A 17,297-nucleotide genomic window follows, 5' to 3' on the forward strand; every position below is an offset into this window, starting at 1 on the left:
GAGGTTGACAGCCTACGGTTAATTCCTTTCAACAATAAGAAAAATTTCACAATTAGACAGCGTAAAAGAAGAATATTTCTTGTCTTTTATCAACCTTTATGTCTTTTTATGCAGAGAATATATCGAAAAATAAACGACACAATCGAGCTGAACACAACAACATTTTACCCCGCCCCGCTGCAAAAAGCGGGAGAGATATGGAAAAACTACAAACCCTCATTCAAAACGAAGCAGACCTGGACACACTGGTACAACAAGCTCGAAAAACCGACGCTGTCGCACTGGATACGGAATTCGTTTGGGAACGGACCTACTACCCGCAACTTGGCCTCATCCAGATAGCATTATCCGACGAAGATTGCTATCTCATCGATCCCATCGCCATAAAAAATCTACAATCCCTGGGAAAACTGCTTTCCGACCGGGGGGTCATTAAAATTCTCCATGACGCGCAGCAGGATCTGGTTATCCTGCAGCGGGCGACGGGAGCGACACCACAGAATATTTTCGACACCCGGTTGGCAGCAGGGTTTTCCAATCTGCCTTATACCCTTTCCCTGGGAAACCTGGTGAAGGAATTACTCGACATACATCTTTCGAAAGAGGAGACCCGGACAGACTGGCTCCAACGACCTCTTAGCGACAAACAGACAGAATACGCCCAGAACGATGTCCGATATCTGCGGGCGGTGAGAGTCGTGCTGCTGACGCGGATAATCGGCCCGAAAATCAAGTCCTGGCTACAGGAAGAGCTCAACCTGCTCAACAATCCGGCGAGCTATTCCGGTCCGCCCGACAATGAACGATTCCTCAAAATCCGAGGCAACAGCCATCTCGACAGACAGGGCCTGGCTCTTCTCAGGAATCTGGCGACCTGGCGCGAAGGTGTCGCCAGAAAAATAGACAGGCCCCGGGGCCATGTCATTAAAGACACTCTTCTCCTTGAGATCGCCAGACAGAAGCCGGTCAGTGTTATTGATCTGAAAGCAACAGGGCTCTCGGAAAGAGCAACAGCAAAATACGGTGAAAATATTGTTGCAATCACCCAGACCACCTTGGCACAAAAGCAGTCAACCTACCCCGATCCCCCCTCTTCCATCCGCCTCAGCAGCAAAGAGAAAGCGGGCCTGGAAAAACTCCACAAATTGATTGCCTTAAAATGCGAGTTGTTAGGTATTGCCCCGGGCCTGATCGGCAACAGCTCGGAATTAAAACTGCTTGTAAAAACCCTCAATACCACGAAGACAGAAGACTTGAAGCAGCTCCGTCAGACAGACGGCTGGCGGAAACTTTTTCTGGAGGATTTTTTCAGACAAAACAGAGAATGGTGATTATTTCATCATTATAAGAGTGTCGCTGCATATTTTTTACGGAGAAAAACCATGCATACCTTACTGTTGAAAAACCTGCTGAGCTGCTGTATGTCTCTTGTTCTCTTCTTCGCCCTTGGCACGGCGGCACAAGCGGCAGAAAAAGCCGGCTATGCCGGTTGGGAAACCGATTCTGCCTATAATGGATATTACAACTCAAAAGAAAGAGATTCTCTGAAAGGCCAGATTGTGCAATTCAAAGAGGTGACACCGCTGCCCGGAATGGATCCGGGTACAGCATTTATCCTCGAAGAGGGTGGCGAAAAAATTCTCGTTCATCTGTGTCCGGTAGCCTTTAGCAGCGCCGATAAAACCGGCATTCGAAAAGGGATGAAAACCAAGGTCAGCGGCAGCTGGGCGGTGATAGACGGCCAGGATGTCTTTATGGCGGCTAAAGTCAAACAGGGTGATAATTTTGTATTTAAGGTCCGTCTGACAAAAGACGGCTACCCTTTTTGGAACTTATCCCCTGAAGAACTGGCAAAGGAATTGGCCTCCGATTGATGGTACCTGACGAGTATCTTTGCCGTTGCACAAACCAACATCGCCCCAGTCCGATCAGAGGCGGGAATGCGGTAAACACCGCAGAGGAAAATATCCCGCCTGATCCTGTCCGGCAGAGAGTTGCTCTTATTCCTTTTTCTTTGGCAACTGATCGAGATACCACTCCATAGGATCGATCAGCTCAAAACCGGCCGCCAGCAGTCTCTTTTTCACGTTGATAACATTGTTGGTCAGGAGATAAGGGAAGATCGCTCTTTTGTCCTTATCCCACAATCTAGCCACCAGAACGCTGCCGAGAGAAATATTCTCTGCTGTTATAATATCGACAATTTTCTTCATCTGCCCGCGCTGCTCCTTTACTTGAATGCATAACAGACTGCCGGGTTCATCGATATTCATGATGTTCACAAAAGCCTTCAAAAGGTCCCGCGTGGACAAGATCCCTTTCAGATAGCCTTCTTCATCTATAACCGGCAGGGCGCCGACCTTTCGTTGCTGCATCACCAGCAAGGTGTCCTGGAGTGTATAATAGGCATATATCGCCATCGGATTTTTGGTCATGATATCGCCGATAGGATGGTTGCCTATTTTCCCCAGAGTGATGTCATAGTCAGGTTTTTTCAGCAGGGTTGACGGCATGGAATCGCGTACGTCGCGGTCGGTGACAATACCGATGAGCTTTCCGCCCCCGTCAATAACCGGCAAATGGCGGATATCTTTCTCCACCATTAATTTTTGCGCCTCAAATATCGTCATTTCCGGACCAGCAGTGATAAGGTCTTTGGACATTCTATCGCCTACAAACATAATACCTCCAAAAAATTCTTCTTTATCTCAAAATCTGATCTGTTGTCGACTGCATTCTCTATCTTATCGCCGCCAGCATCTTGATATGATTTTCAACCAGAGTGGGTAGGACATCCAGATTATAACCGCCCTCGAGAACGGACACAACCCGGCCGCCGGTAAATCGATTCACCAGATTCATGATCACCTCGGAAATAAAATCATATCCATCAGTGGACAGATTGGTGCCGGACATCAGATCACTTTCGTGGGCGTCGAAGCCGGCGGAGAGGATAATGAACTCGGGGTTGAATTTTTTAATTGCCGGAACGAGATCCTGCATAATCAGTCGTCGGTACTCTTCATCACCTCTGCCAGGCAATACCGGAGAATTAACGGTACAGCCGGTGCCCTCACCGATGCCTACCTCGAATTCTCTGCCGGTCCCTGGATAGGCAAAAGAGGGATGTTCGTGGATTGAATAATAGAAGACACTGGGATCCCGATCAAAAATATGCTGCGTACCATTGCCATGGTGCACATCAAAATCGATAATAGCCACTCTCTCTATATCATATTGCTTCTGTACATACCTCGCCGCAATCGCCACATTGTTGAAATAACAGAACCCCATGGGTTTATCAACTTCCGCATGATGTCCGGGAGGACGAACTGCGCAAAAGGCATTGTCAATTTCACCTTTCATGATCATGTCAATGGCCTTCAACACTCCCCCGACAGCCAGAAAGGCAATGTCGTAGGTTTCCCGGCAAATGGCGTTATCAGGATGTTCAAATTCGGTTAATCCGGAAATACAGGTCTCGTCAAAGCGCATGATATAGTGAATGTTATGGACTGTCTCTATCCATCTCTGATTGGCCCTGTCGGCCTGTATCAGGGTGAGTTTTTCGAGTACCCCCGATTCAGAGAGTCTCTTATAGATCGCTTTTAACCGTTCAGGCGATTCAGGATGATAGCCCCCTGTATCGTGCAGGAGATATCTATCATCATACACAAAACCAGTTCTTTTCATAATGTTTCCTGTTTGTTCAGTTTTTCCTTTTGACAGCTGTTTGCATGTCATCTCACCTAACTGCTAGGAATCCATTTTTACAATAACCCTGCCGGTCTGGCGACCGTGGAGAATCAGTTCAATCTGCTCATCCAGCTGATCGAGCGAGACCTCGCGACAAAGATCATTCAACTGGGCAGGTTTCCAGTCGGAGGCAAGGTGTTGCCACACCTTGAGTCTCTTCTGCATAGGGCAATTCTGGGAGTCAATTCCCACCAGACAAACGCCACGAAGAATAAAGGGAAAAACCGTCAACGGCAGATCCGGCGAGGCAACATTACCACAACAGGTGACGACCCCCTGCAGGTCCGTCGACTTGATGGCAGATGCTAAAATTTCTCCCCCGACGGTATCGATCACTCCTGCCCAAATACCTTTCAAGATGGGCTTTTCGTGGCCGGCCATCGCTTCAGTCCGTGAGAGAATCTTCCGGGCCCCAAGACTTTTAAGAAACTGCTCCGCGTCTGGTTTACCACTGACTGCGGTCACCGCATAACCAAGCTTGGCGAGAAGAGCGACAGACAAGCTGCCGACACCGCCTGTAGCCCCGGTCACCAGGATATCCCCCCTGTCCGGCGCAACAGAGTGACAGAGAGCCATAACGGACATGCCGGCGGTAAAACCTGCGGTACCGAAAATCATCGCCTCCCGGAGATCAAGACCGGCGGGCAAAGGAACCACCCAGGCGGCCGGGACCCTGATATATTGACCAAACCCGCCGGAAGTATTCATGCCCAGATCGTAGCTGGTGACTATAACCGCATCACCGGGGTGAAAGGCATCACTGCGACTCTCTTCAACCACCCCGGAGGCATCGATACCGGGGGTATGCGGATATTTCCTGGTCACGCCGCGGTTGCCGCTCGCCGACAAGGCGTCTTTATAATTCAGGGAAGACCAGCTCACCCTTATCAGTACCTCGCCGTCCGGCAATTGATCAATCGTTCTTTCGGTGATTGAACGGGAGAATCGCTTGTCGCCAATTTCTTCAACCACCATCGCCCGATATGTGTTATGAATCATAACCTCCCTCCTCCGGCAATTTTTTTCACTCGAGACTCCAGATAAGAAACCAACCGAGAGCATATAACACGCTGCGCGTCTCTAACAATACCAGCTGCCGAACTATAGCGCAGCAGGCCGTTTGAGAATAGTAATTTTTTCTTGAAAAGAAAAACAAGACGACAATCCTTCACCGACCTTCAACGTTTCGTCTGTATATTTAACAACTTAAGTAAATTTAATCAAAGCACCGCCTCTTTCTCCATTATTTTATCTTGACAAACAAATTGAATATACATTAAATGGAAGCGTAACATTGTTACCTTACGAGAGTAATAAAATGAATATTTTATTTTTATAATCAGTGTTTTTAATAATTTACAAAAAAAAACATTTTCTAAAGAAAACCGCATCGCCTTGATCAACTACCAAGACCTGTCTGTAACAGATTCTTAATTTTCACTTTTTTTCAAACAACTTATCATATTTGATTCAATAACCGTTATTCTTGGCAAAACAATACAAAGTAACAATGTTTGATGAACTCAACCCAGATGTACAGGAACGGCTGGAAAAAGCGGTGTTGGAAATTTTTTCCACCGCCGATTTTCATAAGGCCAGTATACGCGTCATTGCAGAAAAAGCCGGTGTAAGCTTTACAACTATTTATAAACATTACGGAAGTAAGGAACACCTGCTTTTTGCTTTTGTCAATATCTGGATGAGCAAGCTGACTGATCGTATAGCGGATCATCTCAAAGGCATTGAAGACCTCAAGGAAAAGCTCAGAAAAGTGTTCTGGCTGCACCTTGATTACTATGAACGTCATGAAGAACTTGGTCGCATTCTCTTCATGACCCTGCCCATGCAGACGTGGATGACAGATAAATCCTTTGATCAGAAAAGAAGAGTAGGCCTGATAATTGATGTACTGAAAAAGGGACAGCAGCAAGGTATAATCAACCCGAACGTCAGGGCAGGATCTCTGCTCGATTTTATGCTCGGATTCATTCAACGATCATTTTTCATGTGGATAATACGAGGCAAACAGGGAAGCCTTGTCGAAGAGGCAAACACCCTCTTCGAAATGGTCTGGCAGGGTATGGCTAATCCGGAGACCATCCGCTACATCAACCCAAAGGATCGACCTGAACAGCAGGAACAAACATAAAACGACCATTGCCCTGTCGAGAACGAGATACCGACCGACAAGAGAAACAGACAAACCTAGAAAAAGGAGAACTGCATATGTCCTTGGAAAAAAGAACACTCCTGCAAAACAAAAAAGAAAAAATAGCCTTGGGAGGAGGCGAGGCGCGGATAAAAAAACAGCATTCCAGTGGGAAAATGACCGCAAGAGAGCGACTCCTCCACCTTTTTGATGAAGGCACCTTCATTGAAATAGACCCCTTCGTTAAAAACAGATGCACCCGATTCGGCATGGATAAGCTCGATTTTGAGGGCGAATCGGTCGTCACCGGATACGGGCAGGTCGAAGGCCGAGTGGTCTTTGCTTTTTCCCAGGATTTCACCATAACAGGCGGCGCCCTGGGAGAGATGCACGCCAGAAAAATAGTCAAGGCCATGGACAGTGCCGCCAAGGTCGGCGCCCCTATTGTCGGTCTGAACGATTCCGGCGGAGCCAGAATCCAGGAAGCTGTCGACGCCCTGTCCGGTTATGGCGATATTTTTTACAGAAATTCGATATACTCCGGCGTCATCCCCCAGATATCCGCGGTGATGGGACCGTGTGCCGGCGGGGCGGTCTATTCTCCGGCACTGACCGATTTCATTTTCATGGTCGACAAAACTTCGCAGATGTTTATCACCGGTCCCCAGGTCATAAAAACAGTTACCGGGGAAATAGTATCCGCAGAGGAACTCGGGGGAGCAATGACACACAACAGTGTCAGCGGCAATGTTCACTTTATCGCCGATTCCGAGCGGCAATGCCTCGCAGATATCAGAAGACTAGTTCAATATCTCCCGTCAAACAGTATGGAGAAAAGCCCCCCCCGTCCCCTGCGCAACGATATCAACAGGCATATCAACGAACTCAATGACCTGGTTCCGGAAAACCCCAACAAAGCATACGATATTCTCGATATCATTCATCTTATAGTCGACGATGGGGATTTCATGCAATATCAGACCTACTTTGCCACCAACCTGGTAACCGGCTTTGCCAGGATCAACGGCAAATCGGTCGGCATAGTCGCCAACCAGCCAAAGGTCATGGCCGGATGCCTGGATATGAACGCCGGGGATAAAGCCGCCAGGTTCATCAGGACCTGCGACGCGTTCAACATTCCCTTACTTACCTTTGTCGACGTCCCCGGATTCCTCCCCGGCACAGCCCAGGAATACGGGGGAATCATCCGCCACGGGGCAAAGATTCTCTATGCCTACAGCGAGGCGACGGTGCCCAAGGTGGCACTCATTACCCGCAAGGCCTATGGCGGCGCCTATGTGGCCATGTGCTCCAAATCCCTTGGTGCGGACATGGTCTTCGCCTGGCCGTCCGCGGAAGTGGCCGTTATGGGCTCAGAGGGAGCGGTAAACATCATATTTAAAAACGATATAGCCAAAGCTGAAGACAAAGCCGCCACCAAGCAGAAAATACTCGAGGAGTATGCCGCCGAATTCGCCACCCCCTACAAGGCGGCGGAGCGAGGTTTTGTTGATGATGTTATCGAGCCAAGCACTTCCCGCCAGAGAATTATCGACACCTTCAATATGCTTGAAGGTAAACGGGAAAAACGTCCTGCCAAAAAGCACGGCAACATCCCACTCTAACAGGAGGAGAAAAACATGATTGTCACCGAACTGCTGGCTCGTTTTGCTGATCCAGAGGTCATGCAGTCCTTATCGATTTCGGACAAGCTTACCGCAGGGCTGATCACGACCATGCTGGGGATGGGCATTACTTTCTCCGCGCTTGTCATCCTGCAGTTCATCATTGCCTGGATGGATAAAATTCTTAACAGGAAAAAGACGGCACCAGCTGAGCCGATTCCACTCGGCCCCATAGAACAAAAGCCGCCGGCCGACACAGTGGAACCCCACCGGGATGACAACGAACTTGTGGCGGTAATCGCCGCGGTCATTGCCATGAAACTGAAAACCTCGGCGGACAAGATAGTTATCAAAAATATCGAAAAACTTGACGATCGCTCCCCTGCCTGGAACCGGGCAGGAATTATTGAGCAGATGAACAGCAGATTTTAAATTAACGGAGGTCGTATAGATGAAAATGTTCAGAGTTGTTGTCAACGGCAGCGAATATAAGGTAGGAATCGAAGAACTGGCGGAAGAAACAGCCTCCCCGTCTCAAGTAGCGCAAGTAGCTCAAGCTGCTCCTGCGGCACCGGCGGTTTCGGCGGCACCGACGCAGGCCCCGCCGAAACCGACAGTTCAACCCGCGGCAACCAAGAAAGACTCGGCTGTCGCTCCAGGCAATGTCATTGCGCCCATGCCGGGAACCGTCCTGCAGGTGCTGGTCGACATCGGAGAGAGCGTCAAAAAGGGCCAGGTTCTTTTGGTACTTGAAGCAATGAAGATGGAAAATGATCTCATGGCCCCTGCCGACGGCATCGTCGAGAAACTGAACGTAACCAAGGGCGTATCGGTCAACGCCGGCGATGTCCTGGTTATTCTGTCATAACAATGGGAGACATCTACCATGCTGCAAGCTCTTCTTGAATTCGCCAGAAGCACAGGATTTTACGGCCTGACCGCAGGGGCAATCGCCATGCTCGCCATAGCCTGTCTGCTGCTTTATCTGGCCATTGTCAAAAAATTCGAACCGCTGCTCCTGGTGCCGATCGCCTTCGGTGTCCTGCTGACCAACCTCCCCTTTGCCGGTTTGATGGCCGAACCGATATTGGAGATAAAGGAAAACGCCATTCATACCATTCAACCGGGTGGCCTGCTGTACTATCTTTTTCAGGGAGATCACCTGGGAATTTTTCCTCCCCTTATTTTTATGGGCGTCGGCGCGATGACCGACTTTGGGCCACTCATTGCCAACCCAAAATCGCTTCTGCTTGGCGCAGCCGCCCAGTTCGGCATCTTTATTACCTTTATAGGGGCGATAGCCTCCGGGCTGTTTACTGCCCAGGAAGCCGCCTCCATCGGCATAATCGGTGGAGCGGATGGTCCAACCGCCATCTTTCTCTCTTCCAAACTGGCGCCGCACCTCCTTGGCCCGATTGCCATTGCCGCATACTCTTACATGGCCCTGGTACCGATAATCCAACCGCCGATTATGCGCCTGCTCACGTCCAAAAAAGAAAGAGTCATCAGAATGACCCAGTTGCGGGACGTGACTAAAAGAGAAAAAATTCTTTTTCCGATAATTGTCACCATTATCGTTTCATTGATGGTGCCGGCGGCAGCGACCCTCATCGGCATGCTGATGCTCGGCAACCTGTTCAGAGAATGCGGCGTTACCGCCAGACTTGATGATACCGCGAAAAATGCTCTTATCAACATCATCACCATTTTTCTCGGCGTGACCGTCGGGGCAACGGCCACTGCCGAACAGTTTTTGAAGATTGAAACCCTGGCCATTCTCACCCTGGGCGTCACCGCCTTTGCCATAGGCACCGCCTCAGGGGTACTTCTTGCCAAGCTGATGAACAAGGTAATGAACGTCAACATTAACCCGCTGATCGGGTCCGCCGGTGTTTCAGCGGTACCGATGGCGGCCAGGGTATCTCAGGTGGTTGGCCAAAGAGAAGATCCGAGCAATTTTCTGCTCATGCACGCCATGGGACCGAACGTTGCCGGCGTCATAGGCTCGGCGGTTTCCGCTGGGGTGTTATTGTCTCTTTTCGGCAATTAGTGCCTAGTGCCTCGGGAAGAACGTCCGGCCTGCAGACGGGAGGCGTCCGGCAATGACCGCCGGACGCCCTGTTCAGTTACCTGACTGGCTGGGGTCACTGGCCTGCGTGTTTTTTCATTCCACCATATAAAAAATTGAATCATCAAGGTACAGCTTTTTACTTGTAAAGTTTTCAGCAATACATTACAAGTAAGTGTAACATTGTTATCCACAAAAAGTATTTTAAAAAAATACGTTCCATTTTTTTACGACAATTCAGCAAATTAACTTTTTACAATAACCATAACGACGCTACTTTAGCGCCTCAAAAATAGGCTTCAGTTAGGCAACAATGCCGGGAATTTTTCCCATAACAAGAACAAAGTTTTTCAACCACCACTAAACATTCAATATGTCAGATGAATTAAACAGCGACATACACAGGCGACTTGAAAAGGCTGTTCTGGAGGTCTTTTCCAGCTCTGACTTCCATCGGGCATCCATTCGTGACATTGCCAACAAAGCCGGAGTGAGCTTTACGACAATCTACAAACATTACGGCAGTAAAGAACGGCTGGTATTTGCTTTCGTCGACATCTGGATGGGAAAATTGACAGATCGTATCGTTGATCATCTCCAGGGCATAGAGAATCTCAAAGAAAAATTGCGCAAGGTCTTCTGGTTGCAGCTGGATTACTACGAGCGTCATGAAGGTCTCGGCAGGATAGTTTTTATGACCCTGCCGATGAAGACGTGGATGGCGGATGAAACATTCAACCAACCCAGAATGATGACACTGATGATCGATGTCCTCCGCCAGGGACAAAAAGAAGGCATCCTCAATCCCCACGTTCGAGCCGGCACCCTGCTCGATTTCTTTATGGGTTTTGTGCAGCGCAGTTTTTTTATGTGGATACTCCGTGGGAAAAATGAATCGCTCGCGGAACAGGCGAACATAATGTTTGAGATGGTCTGGCAGGGAATGTTGGCAAAACCTCAACAATCGATTCAGGGTTCTCACCCTGAAAAAGAATAGCGCCTGGTCGGCATACGACAAAGCCGCCCCGGTAACACATCTTACTTTTCTCACCTTTTTTCGGAGGCATACAATGGAAATACTTAAAATTGACCACTTGGGAATAGCCGTAAACAGCATTGATGATGGAAAAAATTTCTGGTCGGACGTACTTGGTCTCAAGTTTGAAGGGGCGGAAACGGTGGAGACGCAAAAAGTGACTACCGCTTTTTTCCCCGTTGGAGAAAGCGAAGTCGAGCTGCTTGAATCTACCGCACCAGATGGCCCGGTCGCTAAATTCATTGAAAAAAAAGGCACAGGCTTCCAGCACGTCGCCTTCCGAGTAGCCAATATTGAGGAAGCCCTGCAAGAGCTGAAGGATAAAGGCATCCAATTGATAGATCAGCAACCGCGGATTGGTGCCGGTGGGGCCAAAATTGCCTTCCTGCACCCAAAAGCGACAGGTGGTGTACTGGTCGAGCTGTGCGAACGCTCATAGTCCTTATCCCCTACTCAATCATAATCCCCAGCCGGGGATGTAACCATACGCACGAAAGGAGCAACCGATGGCAGAGAATCCAAAATTACAGCAATGGGCAGAACTCGCCTCCAAACAGATGAAAGGAAAATCCGTCGACACCCTCGACTGGATGACCCCGGAAGGTATAAAAGTCAAAGCCCTGTATACGGCCAAAGACCTCGAAGGTCTGGAAGATGTCAACACCATGCCGGGAATGGCCCCCTACACCCGCGGCCCGATGACGACCATGTATGCTGGACGTCCGTGGACAATCCGGCAATATGCCGGCTTTTCAACTGCCAAGGAATCAAACGCTTTTTATCATAAGGCGCTTGCCGCCGGTCAGAAAGGTTTATCGGTCGCTTTTGACCTCGCCACCCATCGGGGCTATGATTCGGACCACCCCCGTGTAGCCGGAGATATCGGTAAAGCCGGTGTGGCCATTGATTCCGTGGAAGACATGAAAATTCTCTTTGACGGCATCCCGCTTGACCAGATGTCCGTTTCCATGACCATGAACGGTGCGGTTATTCCCATTCTCGCCGGCTATATTGTTGCCGCCGAAGAACAGGGTGTCAGCCACGATCAACTGTCTGGTACCATCCAGAATGATATTCTCAAGGAATATCTGACGCGAAACACCTATATCTATCCTCCGGGTCCATCCATGCGGATAATCTCCGACATCATGGCCTTCTGCTCGAAGACCATGCCGAAGTACAACACCATCAGCATCAGCGGTTATCACATGATGGAGGCCGGCGCCAACAGCGTTCTGCAGACCGCCTTTACCCTGGCCGACGGCGTTGAGTATGTGCGGGCCGCCCTGAAAAGCGGCATGGATGTCGATACTTTTGCGCCCAGGCTGTCTTTCTTTTTCGGTATCGGCATGAACTTCTTCATGGACATTGCCATGCTGCGCGCGGCCAGATTCCTCTGGCATCGACTGATGAGCGAGTTTAATCCAAAGAATCCCAAATCTTCCATGCTGCGAACCCATTGTCAAACTTCCGGCTGGAGTCTCACGGAACAGGATCCCTACAATAATATCATCCGCACGACACTTGAGGCCATGTCCGCTGTTCTTGGCGGCACACAGTCCCTGCACACCAATTCCTTTGATGAGGCCATCGGCCTGCCTACTGATTTTTCCGCGCGTATTGCCAGAAATACCCAGATCATCATTCAGGAAGAATCGCAGGTCTGCCATGTTGTCGATCCATTAGGCGGCTCTTACTATATCGAGTCACTTACCAACAGTATCATTGAGGAAGCACAGAAAATCATCGATGAGATTGCCGGACTGGGCGGCATGGCCAAGGCCATCGAAAGCGGTATGCCGAAAATGCGCATTGAGGAATCCGCTGCCCGCAAACAGGCGAGAATCGATCAGGGTCTTGACGTTATAGTCGGCGTCAACAAATACAAGCTGACCGATGAAAAAATCGACTTTGAGGTACGTGAAGTACCGGCAACTGTGCGTGACGAACAGGTAGCCCGCATTAAAGAGATTAAAGCCAGCCGTGATCAGGCGGCAGTCGATAAAGCACTTGCCGATCTTACCGAAGCAGCGAAAAACGACGGCAACCTGCTCGAGGCGGCCCTGCCTGCCGTTCGAGCCAGGGCGACAGTTGGTGAAATTTCCGATGCCATGGAGGCGGTTTTCGGCCGTTTCGTGGCCACCACCCGGTGTATCTCCGGCGCCTACTCCTCGGAATTTCAAGGTGACGATTCAATTTTCAACGCTATCAAGGAACGAACCAGCATTTTCCTTGAAAAACAAGGCCGGCGTCCTCGACTGCTGGTGACAAAAATGGGCCAGGACGGCCATGACCGCGGCTTTAAGGTTATTGCCAGCGCCTACGCCGATCTCGGTTTTGATGTCGATATCAGCCCGATGTTCCAGACCCCGGAAGAGGCCGCAAAGATGGCCATCGAAAATGACGTCCATGTCGTCGGGGCATCGAGTCTTGCCGCCGGACATAAGTCACTTATCCCTGCCCTGATCGAGGAACTGAAGAAGATCGGCGGCCAGGATATAATCGTTGTCGCCGGGGGGGTCATCCCGCCCGCAGACTACGACTTTCTCTTTCAAGCCGGCGTCAAGGCTATCTTCGGACCGGGTACCCCTATTCCCGTCTCCGCCGACAAAACCCTTTCTCTTCTGGAGGAAAAATACCTCAAGTAGAAAAAATTTCCGCAGGACTTGAGCCAACATGCCGTTGGTCGGGATGAGCAGTTCAATCCGGTAGTACCACAATGGGTCCGGCGATTTTCCCTCGCTTGATCGCCAGACCCATTGTGTTTTACTTTACAGCGGCGATTTTCCGATAAATTCTCAACTCACGCCTTCTTTTATGCTTAAAACCCCCCAGGAATATATCGATGGTGTTCTCAACCGGGATCGTTTGATGCTCGCGAGAACCATCACCCTTATCGAAAGTACCTTGCCCGCCCACCAGGAATTGGCCAGAACAATTATCGACAAACTCCTGCCCTACACCGGTAAAGGATATCGGATCGGCATAACCGGTGTGCCGGGTGCCGGAAAAAGTACCTATATAGAAAGTTTTGGCAACATGCTCACCGAAAAAGGCCACCGGGTTGCAGTGCTGGCCATCGATCCGAGCAGTACCCGCAGCGGCGGTTCCATTCTCGGTGATAAAACGCGTATGGAGAAACTGGCCGTCAATGCGAATGCCTTTATCCGCCCTTCTCCTTCAAGCGGGACACTTGGCGGTGTGGGCAGGAAAACCAGGGAAACCATGCTCGCCTGCGAGGCTGCGGGGTATGATGTTGTTATCATAGAAACCGTCGGCGTCGGTCAATCGGAGACCACCGTGGCCTCGATGGTTGATTTTTTTCTGGTGCTGATGATTGCCGGCGGGGGGGATGAGCTGCAGGGAATCAAAAAAGGCGTTCTCGAGGTGGCCGATACCATTGTCATCAACAAGGCCGACGGAGACAATGTGCTGCGGGCACAGATTGCCTGCAAGGAGTACCAGACCGCCCTGCACATGCTTATGCCGAACAGCCCTAACTGGAGTCCGCAGGTTCTCACCTGCAGCGCACTCGAACATACCGGTATCGACAAAATCTGGGCAACTATTCTGGACCACCGGCAGAAACTGACGGCGAGTGGCGAAATGGAGGAGAAGAGAAAGGCCCAGGCGCTCGACTGGATGTCTTTTCTCCTTGATGAGGGGTTGCGCCAATGGTTTTATAACGACCCGCAGATAAAAGCCACTCTACCCGCATTGCGAAAGGATGTCGAAATGAAGCGTACATCACCTACCGCCGCGGCCGACGCGCTCCTGGCCTTTTTGCAGGAAAAAAGATTATAATACGCAGAAAAACCCGCTGTTTTTTGCCGGAAAACCGGCGCTATTTATGAAACACTCCTCGCCAAATTTCGGTGTATGCCCTTTCAGCTCCTTGATAATCATCGCAACCTCGCAGCCCAAAAAGTCTCTGACAGATAATTCCCCTGCCGAATAACTCCATGGTAAATCTATTTTCAGAAAAACACATAAGATGAGGTGCGAGACTTCGCAAGGAGGTCCCGCACCTCAAGGGAAGATATCAGCTTATGACACAGAGTACAGCGCCTTTGGAAACACTGTCGCCACTGGCAAATTTAATGCCTTGCACAGTGCCGTCGCAGGGAGCGACCAGGGCATTCTCCATTTTCATCGCTTCAAGGACGACAAGGATGTCACCTTTTTGGACGATATCGCCGGCTTTTTTCTCGTATTTAATGATCATACCAGGCATCGGCGCCAAAAGCAGCGTGCCATCTACCGGGGCGGCCGGTTGAGGTGCGGCTGCCTGTGCAGGTGCAGCGACTGCGGTTTGCGCCGGAGCCGGGCTGGCTGCAGCGGGGCGTGATGCCGGAACGGCTTGTACATCGCCGGTAGGATCGACTTCCACATTGAAGTATTCATTATCAACAAAGACGTTGAAGGTCCTCACTGCCGCGGTTTTCGCTGGAGTATCCGGTTTTGCTTCTATAAGTTTACCGGCTATTGCCTTCTTGATAATTTCGTCTCTTTTCTTTACCTCTTCAAGGGTAATCGGTTTGACGCTCGCCGGTGGCTCGGCTTTGCCGTATTTCCATTCGAGAAATTTCTTCCCGGTAACAGGAAATTGCGCGTAGAGAATGAGATCATCGAGGTCCACCGCCAGATCACCGATTTCGGCTTTGGCCTTGTCCAGCTCCGGCTCAAGAACTTCCGCCGGCCGACAGGTGATGGGTTCTTCACCACGCGGATACCCCTTCAGGGCCTTCTTCTGCAATTCGGCGTTGATCGGCACCGCAGTTTTGCCGTACAGGCCATAACAGAGATCTTTTACCTGTCCGGTGATCATCTTGTATCGTTCATCCGGGGTGTCATGCAGCACATTATTGACCGTCTGCACGCCGACAATCTGACTGGTCGGAGTAACCAGCGGAATCTGTCCAAGGTCTTTCCGCACGCGCGGCAATTCCTTGTAGACCTCGCCGATTTTATCCAGGGCATCCATTTCCCGCAGCTGATTGACGAGGTTCGACAGCATACCGCCGGGGGTCTGATGCAGCAGGACATTAATATCAATGATGGAGACCTTTGAATCATCCAGCAGATGCTTGTATTTCGGCATCACGTCTCTTTCAAAAATCTCGTTTATAATCGCGAGCTTCTTAATATCAAAACCGGTATCGCGATTGGTGCCGAGCAGCGCCATAACCAGCGGTTCTACTGCAGCATGGGACGTTCTGTAGGCATACGGTGTCATACAGGTGTCGATAATATCCACACCGGCCTCAATCGCCTTCAGATGAGTCATCGGCGACATACCGGAGGTAAAATGACTATGCAGATGAATAGGTACCTGCACCGCTTTTTTCAGAGCCTTGATCAGGGGATAGGCATCATACGGTGCCATCAGGCCGGCCATATCTTTCACACAGATAGAATCCGCGCCCATATCCTCCAGGGTTTTCGCCCTGTCGGTATAATATTCAAGGTTATACACTTCTCCGCCGAGACGGGGTTCGGTCAGGGTATAACAGATGCAGCCCTGAAAATGCTTCCCGGCTTTCTTAATCCCCTTGACGACGGTCTCAAAGTTGCGGTAATCGTTCAGCGCATCAAAGGTTCTGAAAACATCCATGCCGTTTGCCGCTGCACGATCGACAAACGCATAGGCCAGATCATCGGCGTAGTTACGATACCCGACAAGGTTCTGTGCCCGCAGCAGCATGGAAAAAGGCGTCTTTTTGATATACCTTTTCAGGGTGCGCAGTCGCTCCCATGGATCTTCATTGAGGAACCGGTGCATGGTATCAAACGTTGCACCGCCCCAGGTTTCAATCGCCCAGAATCCGACTTCATCCATCAACTCCGCCACCGGTATCATATCTTCCGTACGGCCCCGGGTTGCAAAGAGAGACTGATGTCCATCACGCAGGGAAAGATCCATTATTTTCACAGGATTCTTTGCCATTGGCCGATCTTCGGAATAATTCAATGGGGTCATCTTTACTTGATCACTCATCCTTTATCTCCTATCAACTGATCTTTAAACTATAGATTCTACTAGAAGCGGGTAAACGCTCTTAGTTGGATTAATCTCCGCATGGCCATCATTTCCTGATAACCACTTTGCCCCCACGCACTGAACCCGGCACCTTTGTTTGCTCTCAAGGACACCTGTTGTTCATATGCCGTCGCCTCTTCCTGTTGCAGATAGAGACTTACGGCAGCCAGGGCAGCGGCCAATTTCTTTTTTTTATCTGCCATTCCTTCACCCACTGATTGTTTTGTCTTAAGGACATCTCTTTCAGCTCAAGAGCCTGTACCTTGGGGTGGCATAAAAGATTTACGCATTCCGCCTTACAACCACGCAACACTTCCCTATGCGCCATACATTGCATAGTCGGTTTCCTGACCGAGCAACTTATCAATTTCCGTCTGAATTTCGTTACGCTTGGGATTGTTGACCCATGCATTCCAATCTTCCACGGAACGCCAGGTGCTGATCACCATACACTCATCTTTCTTATCAATTCTGTTGAGCGTCTCCCCCGAGATATAGCCCGGCTGCTCTAAAGTGAGTGCGCGCAATCGTTTCAGCAGGAGAGTCAGTGTCATAATGTCTGTTTCCTGCACCTTTCGTTTTATAAATATTTTCACTGTCATGTGAATCTCCTCGTCTGTGAT

The 17,297-nt window shown here is 50.0% G+C and carries 17 protein-coding genes; 11 read left to right on the top strand and 6 right to left on the bottom strand.

The window, feature by feature from the left end; genetic code table 11:
* Positions 1-197 precede the first annotated feature (197 nt).
* Positions 198-1,331, top strand: a complete 1,134-nt coding sequence (gene rnd, locus ACYQ8U_RS06425) for a ribonuclease D (protein ID WP_459944703.1) — start codon at positions 198-200, stop codon at positions 1,329-1,331.
* Positions 1,332-1,382: 51 nt separating this feature from the next.
* Positions 1,383-1,874, top strand: coding sequence for a MamS/MamX family magnetosome protein (locus tag ACYQ8U_RS06430; protein ID WP_459944704.1), 492 nt, complete (start codon positions 1,383-1,385; stop codon positions 1,872-1,874).
* A gap of 126 nt (positions 1,875-2,000) precedes the next feature.
* Here ACYQ8U_RS06430 and ACYQ8U_RS06435 read toward each other — a convergent pair whose 3' ends face one another.
* The 3 genes from ACYQ8U_RS06435 to ACYQ8U_RS06445 all read right to left on the bottom strand — a co-directional run bounded on the left by ACYQ8U_RS06435 (position 2,001) and on the right by ACYQ8U_RS06445 (position 4,755).
* A complete protein-coding gene (locus ACYQ8U_RS06435; protein WP_459944705.1) occupies positions 2,001-2,681 on the bottom strand; it encodes a CBS domain-containing protein in 681 nt (226 codons plus the stop codon).
* A 58-nt stretch (positions 2,682-2,739) separates the two neighbouring features.
* Positions 2,740-3,693 carry a histone deacetylase family protein gene (locus ACYQ8U_RS06440; RefSeq protein ID WP_459944706.1) on the bottom strand — a complete coding sequence of 318 codons (954 nt, stop codon included), beginning with the start codon at positions 3,691-3,693 and terminating at the stop codon, positions 2,740-2,742.
* A gap of 63 nt (positions 3,694-3,756) precedes the next feature.
* Positions 3,757-4,755, bottom strand: a complete 999-nt coding sequence (locus tag ACYQ8U_RS06445) for a YhdH/YhfP family quinone oxidoreductase (protein WP_459944707.1) — start codon at positions 4,753-4,755, stop codon at positions 3,757-3,759.
* A gap of 511 nt (positions 4,756-5,266) precedes the next feature.
* Here ACYQ8U_RS06445 and ACYQ8U_RS06450 point away from each other — a divergent pair.
* The 9 genes from ACYQ8U_RS06450 to meaB all read left to right on the top strand — a co-directional run bounded on the left by ACYQ8U_RS06450 (position 5,267) and on the right by meaB (position 14,438).
* Positions 5,267-5,905, top strand: a complete 639-nt coding sequence (locus ACYQ8U_RS06450; RefSeq protein WP_459944708.1) for a TetR/AcrR family transcriptional regulator — start codon at positions 5,267-5,269, stop codon at positions 5,903-5,905.
* 77 nt (positions 5,906-5,982) lie between these two features.
* Positions 5,983-7,530 (top strand): acyl-CoA carboxylase subunit beta, encoded by a 1,548-nt coding sequence (locus ACYQ8U_RS06455; protein WP_459944709.1) that lies wholly within the window; start codon positions 5,983-5,985, stop codon positions 7,528-7,530.
* A gap of 15 nt (positions 7,531-7,545) precedes the next feature.
* Positions 7,546-7,962: an OadG family protein gene (locus ACYQ8U_RS06460; RefSeq protein WP_459944710.1), complete on the top strand. Its 417-nt coding sequence runs from the start codon at positions 7,546-7,548 to the stop codon at positions 7,960-7,962.
* Positions 7,963-7,981: 19 nt separating this feature from the next.
* A complete protein-coding gene (locus tag ACYQ8U_RS06465; protein ID WP_459944711.1) occupies positions 7,982-8,398 on the top strand; it encodes a biotin/lipoyl-containing protein in 417 nt (138 codons plus the stop codon).
* Between the two features lie 18 nt (positions 8,399-8,416).
* Positions 8,417-9,580, top strand: a complete 1,164-nt coding sequence (locus ACYQ8U_RS06470) for a sodium ion-translocating decarboxylase subunit beta (RefSeq protein ID WP_459944712.1) — start codon at positions 8,417-8,419, stop codon at positions 9,578-9,580.
* A gap of 391 nt (positions 9,581-9,971) precedes the next feature.
* Complete coding sequence (locus ACYQ8U_RS06475) at positions 9,972-10,595, top strand: TetR/AcrR family transcriptional regulator (RefSeq protein WP_459944713.1); 624 nt, start codon at positions 9,972-9,974, stop codon at positions 10,593-10,595.
* Between the two features lie 73 nt (positions 10,596-10,668).
* A complete protein-coding gene (gene mce / locus ACYQ8U_RS06480) occupies positions 10,669-11,073 on the top strand; it encodes a methylmalonyl-CoA epimerase (RefSeq protein WP_459944714.1) in 405 nt (134 codons plus the stop codon).
* 67 nt (positions 11,074-11,140) lie between these two features.
* Positions 11,141-13,282, top strand: a complete 2,142-nt coding sequence (gene scpA / locus ACYQ8U_RS06485) for a methylmalonyl-CoA mutase (RefSeq protein ID WP_459944715.1) — start codon at positions 11,141-11,143, stop codon at positions 13,280-13,282.
* Positions 13,283-13,451: 169 nt separating this feature from the next.
* Positions 13,452-14,438: a methylmalonyl Co-A mutase-associated GTPase MeaB gene (gene meaB / locus ACYQ8U_RS06490; RefSeq protein WP_459944716.1), complete on the top strand. Its 987-nt coding sequence runs from the start codon at positions 13,452-13,454 to the stop codon at positions 14,436-14,438.
* 238 nt (positions 14,439-14,676) lie between these two features.
* Here meaB and ACYQ8U_RS06495 read toward each other — a convergent pair whose 3' ends face one another.
* From ACYQ8U_RS06495 to ACYQ8U_RS06505, 3 genes are all read right to left on the bottom strand, one after another.
* Complete coding sequence (locus ACYQ8U_RS06495; RefSeq protein ID WP_459944717.1) at positions 14,677-16,632, bottom strand: pyruvate carboxylase subunit B; 1,956 nt, start codon at positions 16,630-16,632, stop codon at positions 14,677-14,679.
* 41 nt (positions 16,633-16,673) lie between these two features.
* Positions 16,674-16,877 (bottom strand): hypothetical protein, encoded by a 204-nt coding sequence (locus ACYQ8U_RS06500; RefSeq protein ID WP_459944718.1) that lies wholly within the window; start codon positions 16,875-16,877, stop codon positions 16,674-16,676.
* Between the two features lie 114 nt (positions 16,878-16,991).
* Entirely contained in the window at positions 16,992-17,276 is a 285-nt protein-coding gene (locus ACYQ8U_RS06505; RefSeq protein ID WP_459944719.1) for an antibiotic biosynthesis monooxygenase family protein, read from the bottom strand.
* Positions 17,277-17,297: the final 21 nt, after the last annotated feature.

This window comes from Desulfocastanea catecholica (assembly GCF_054657295.1).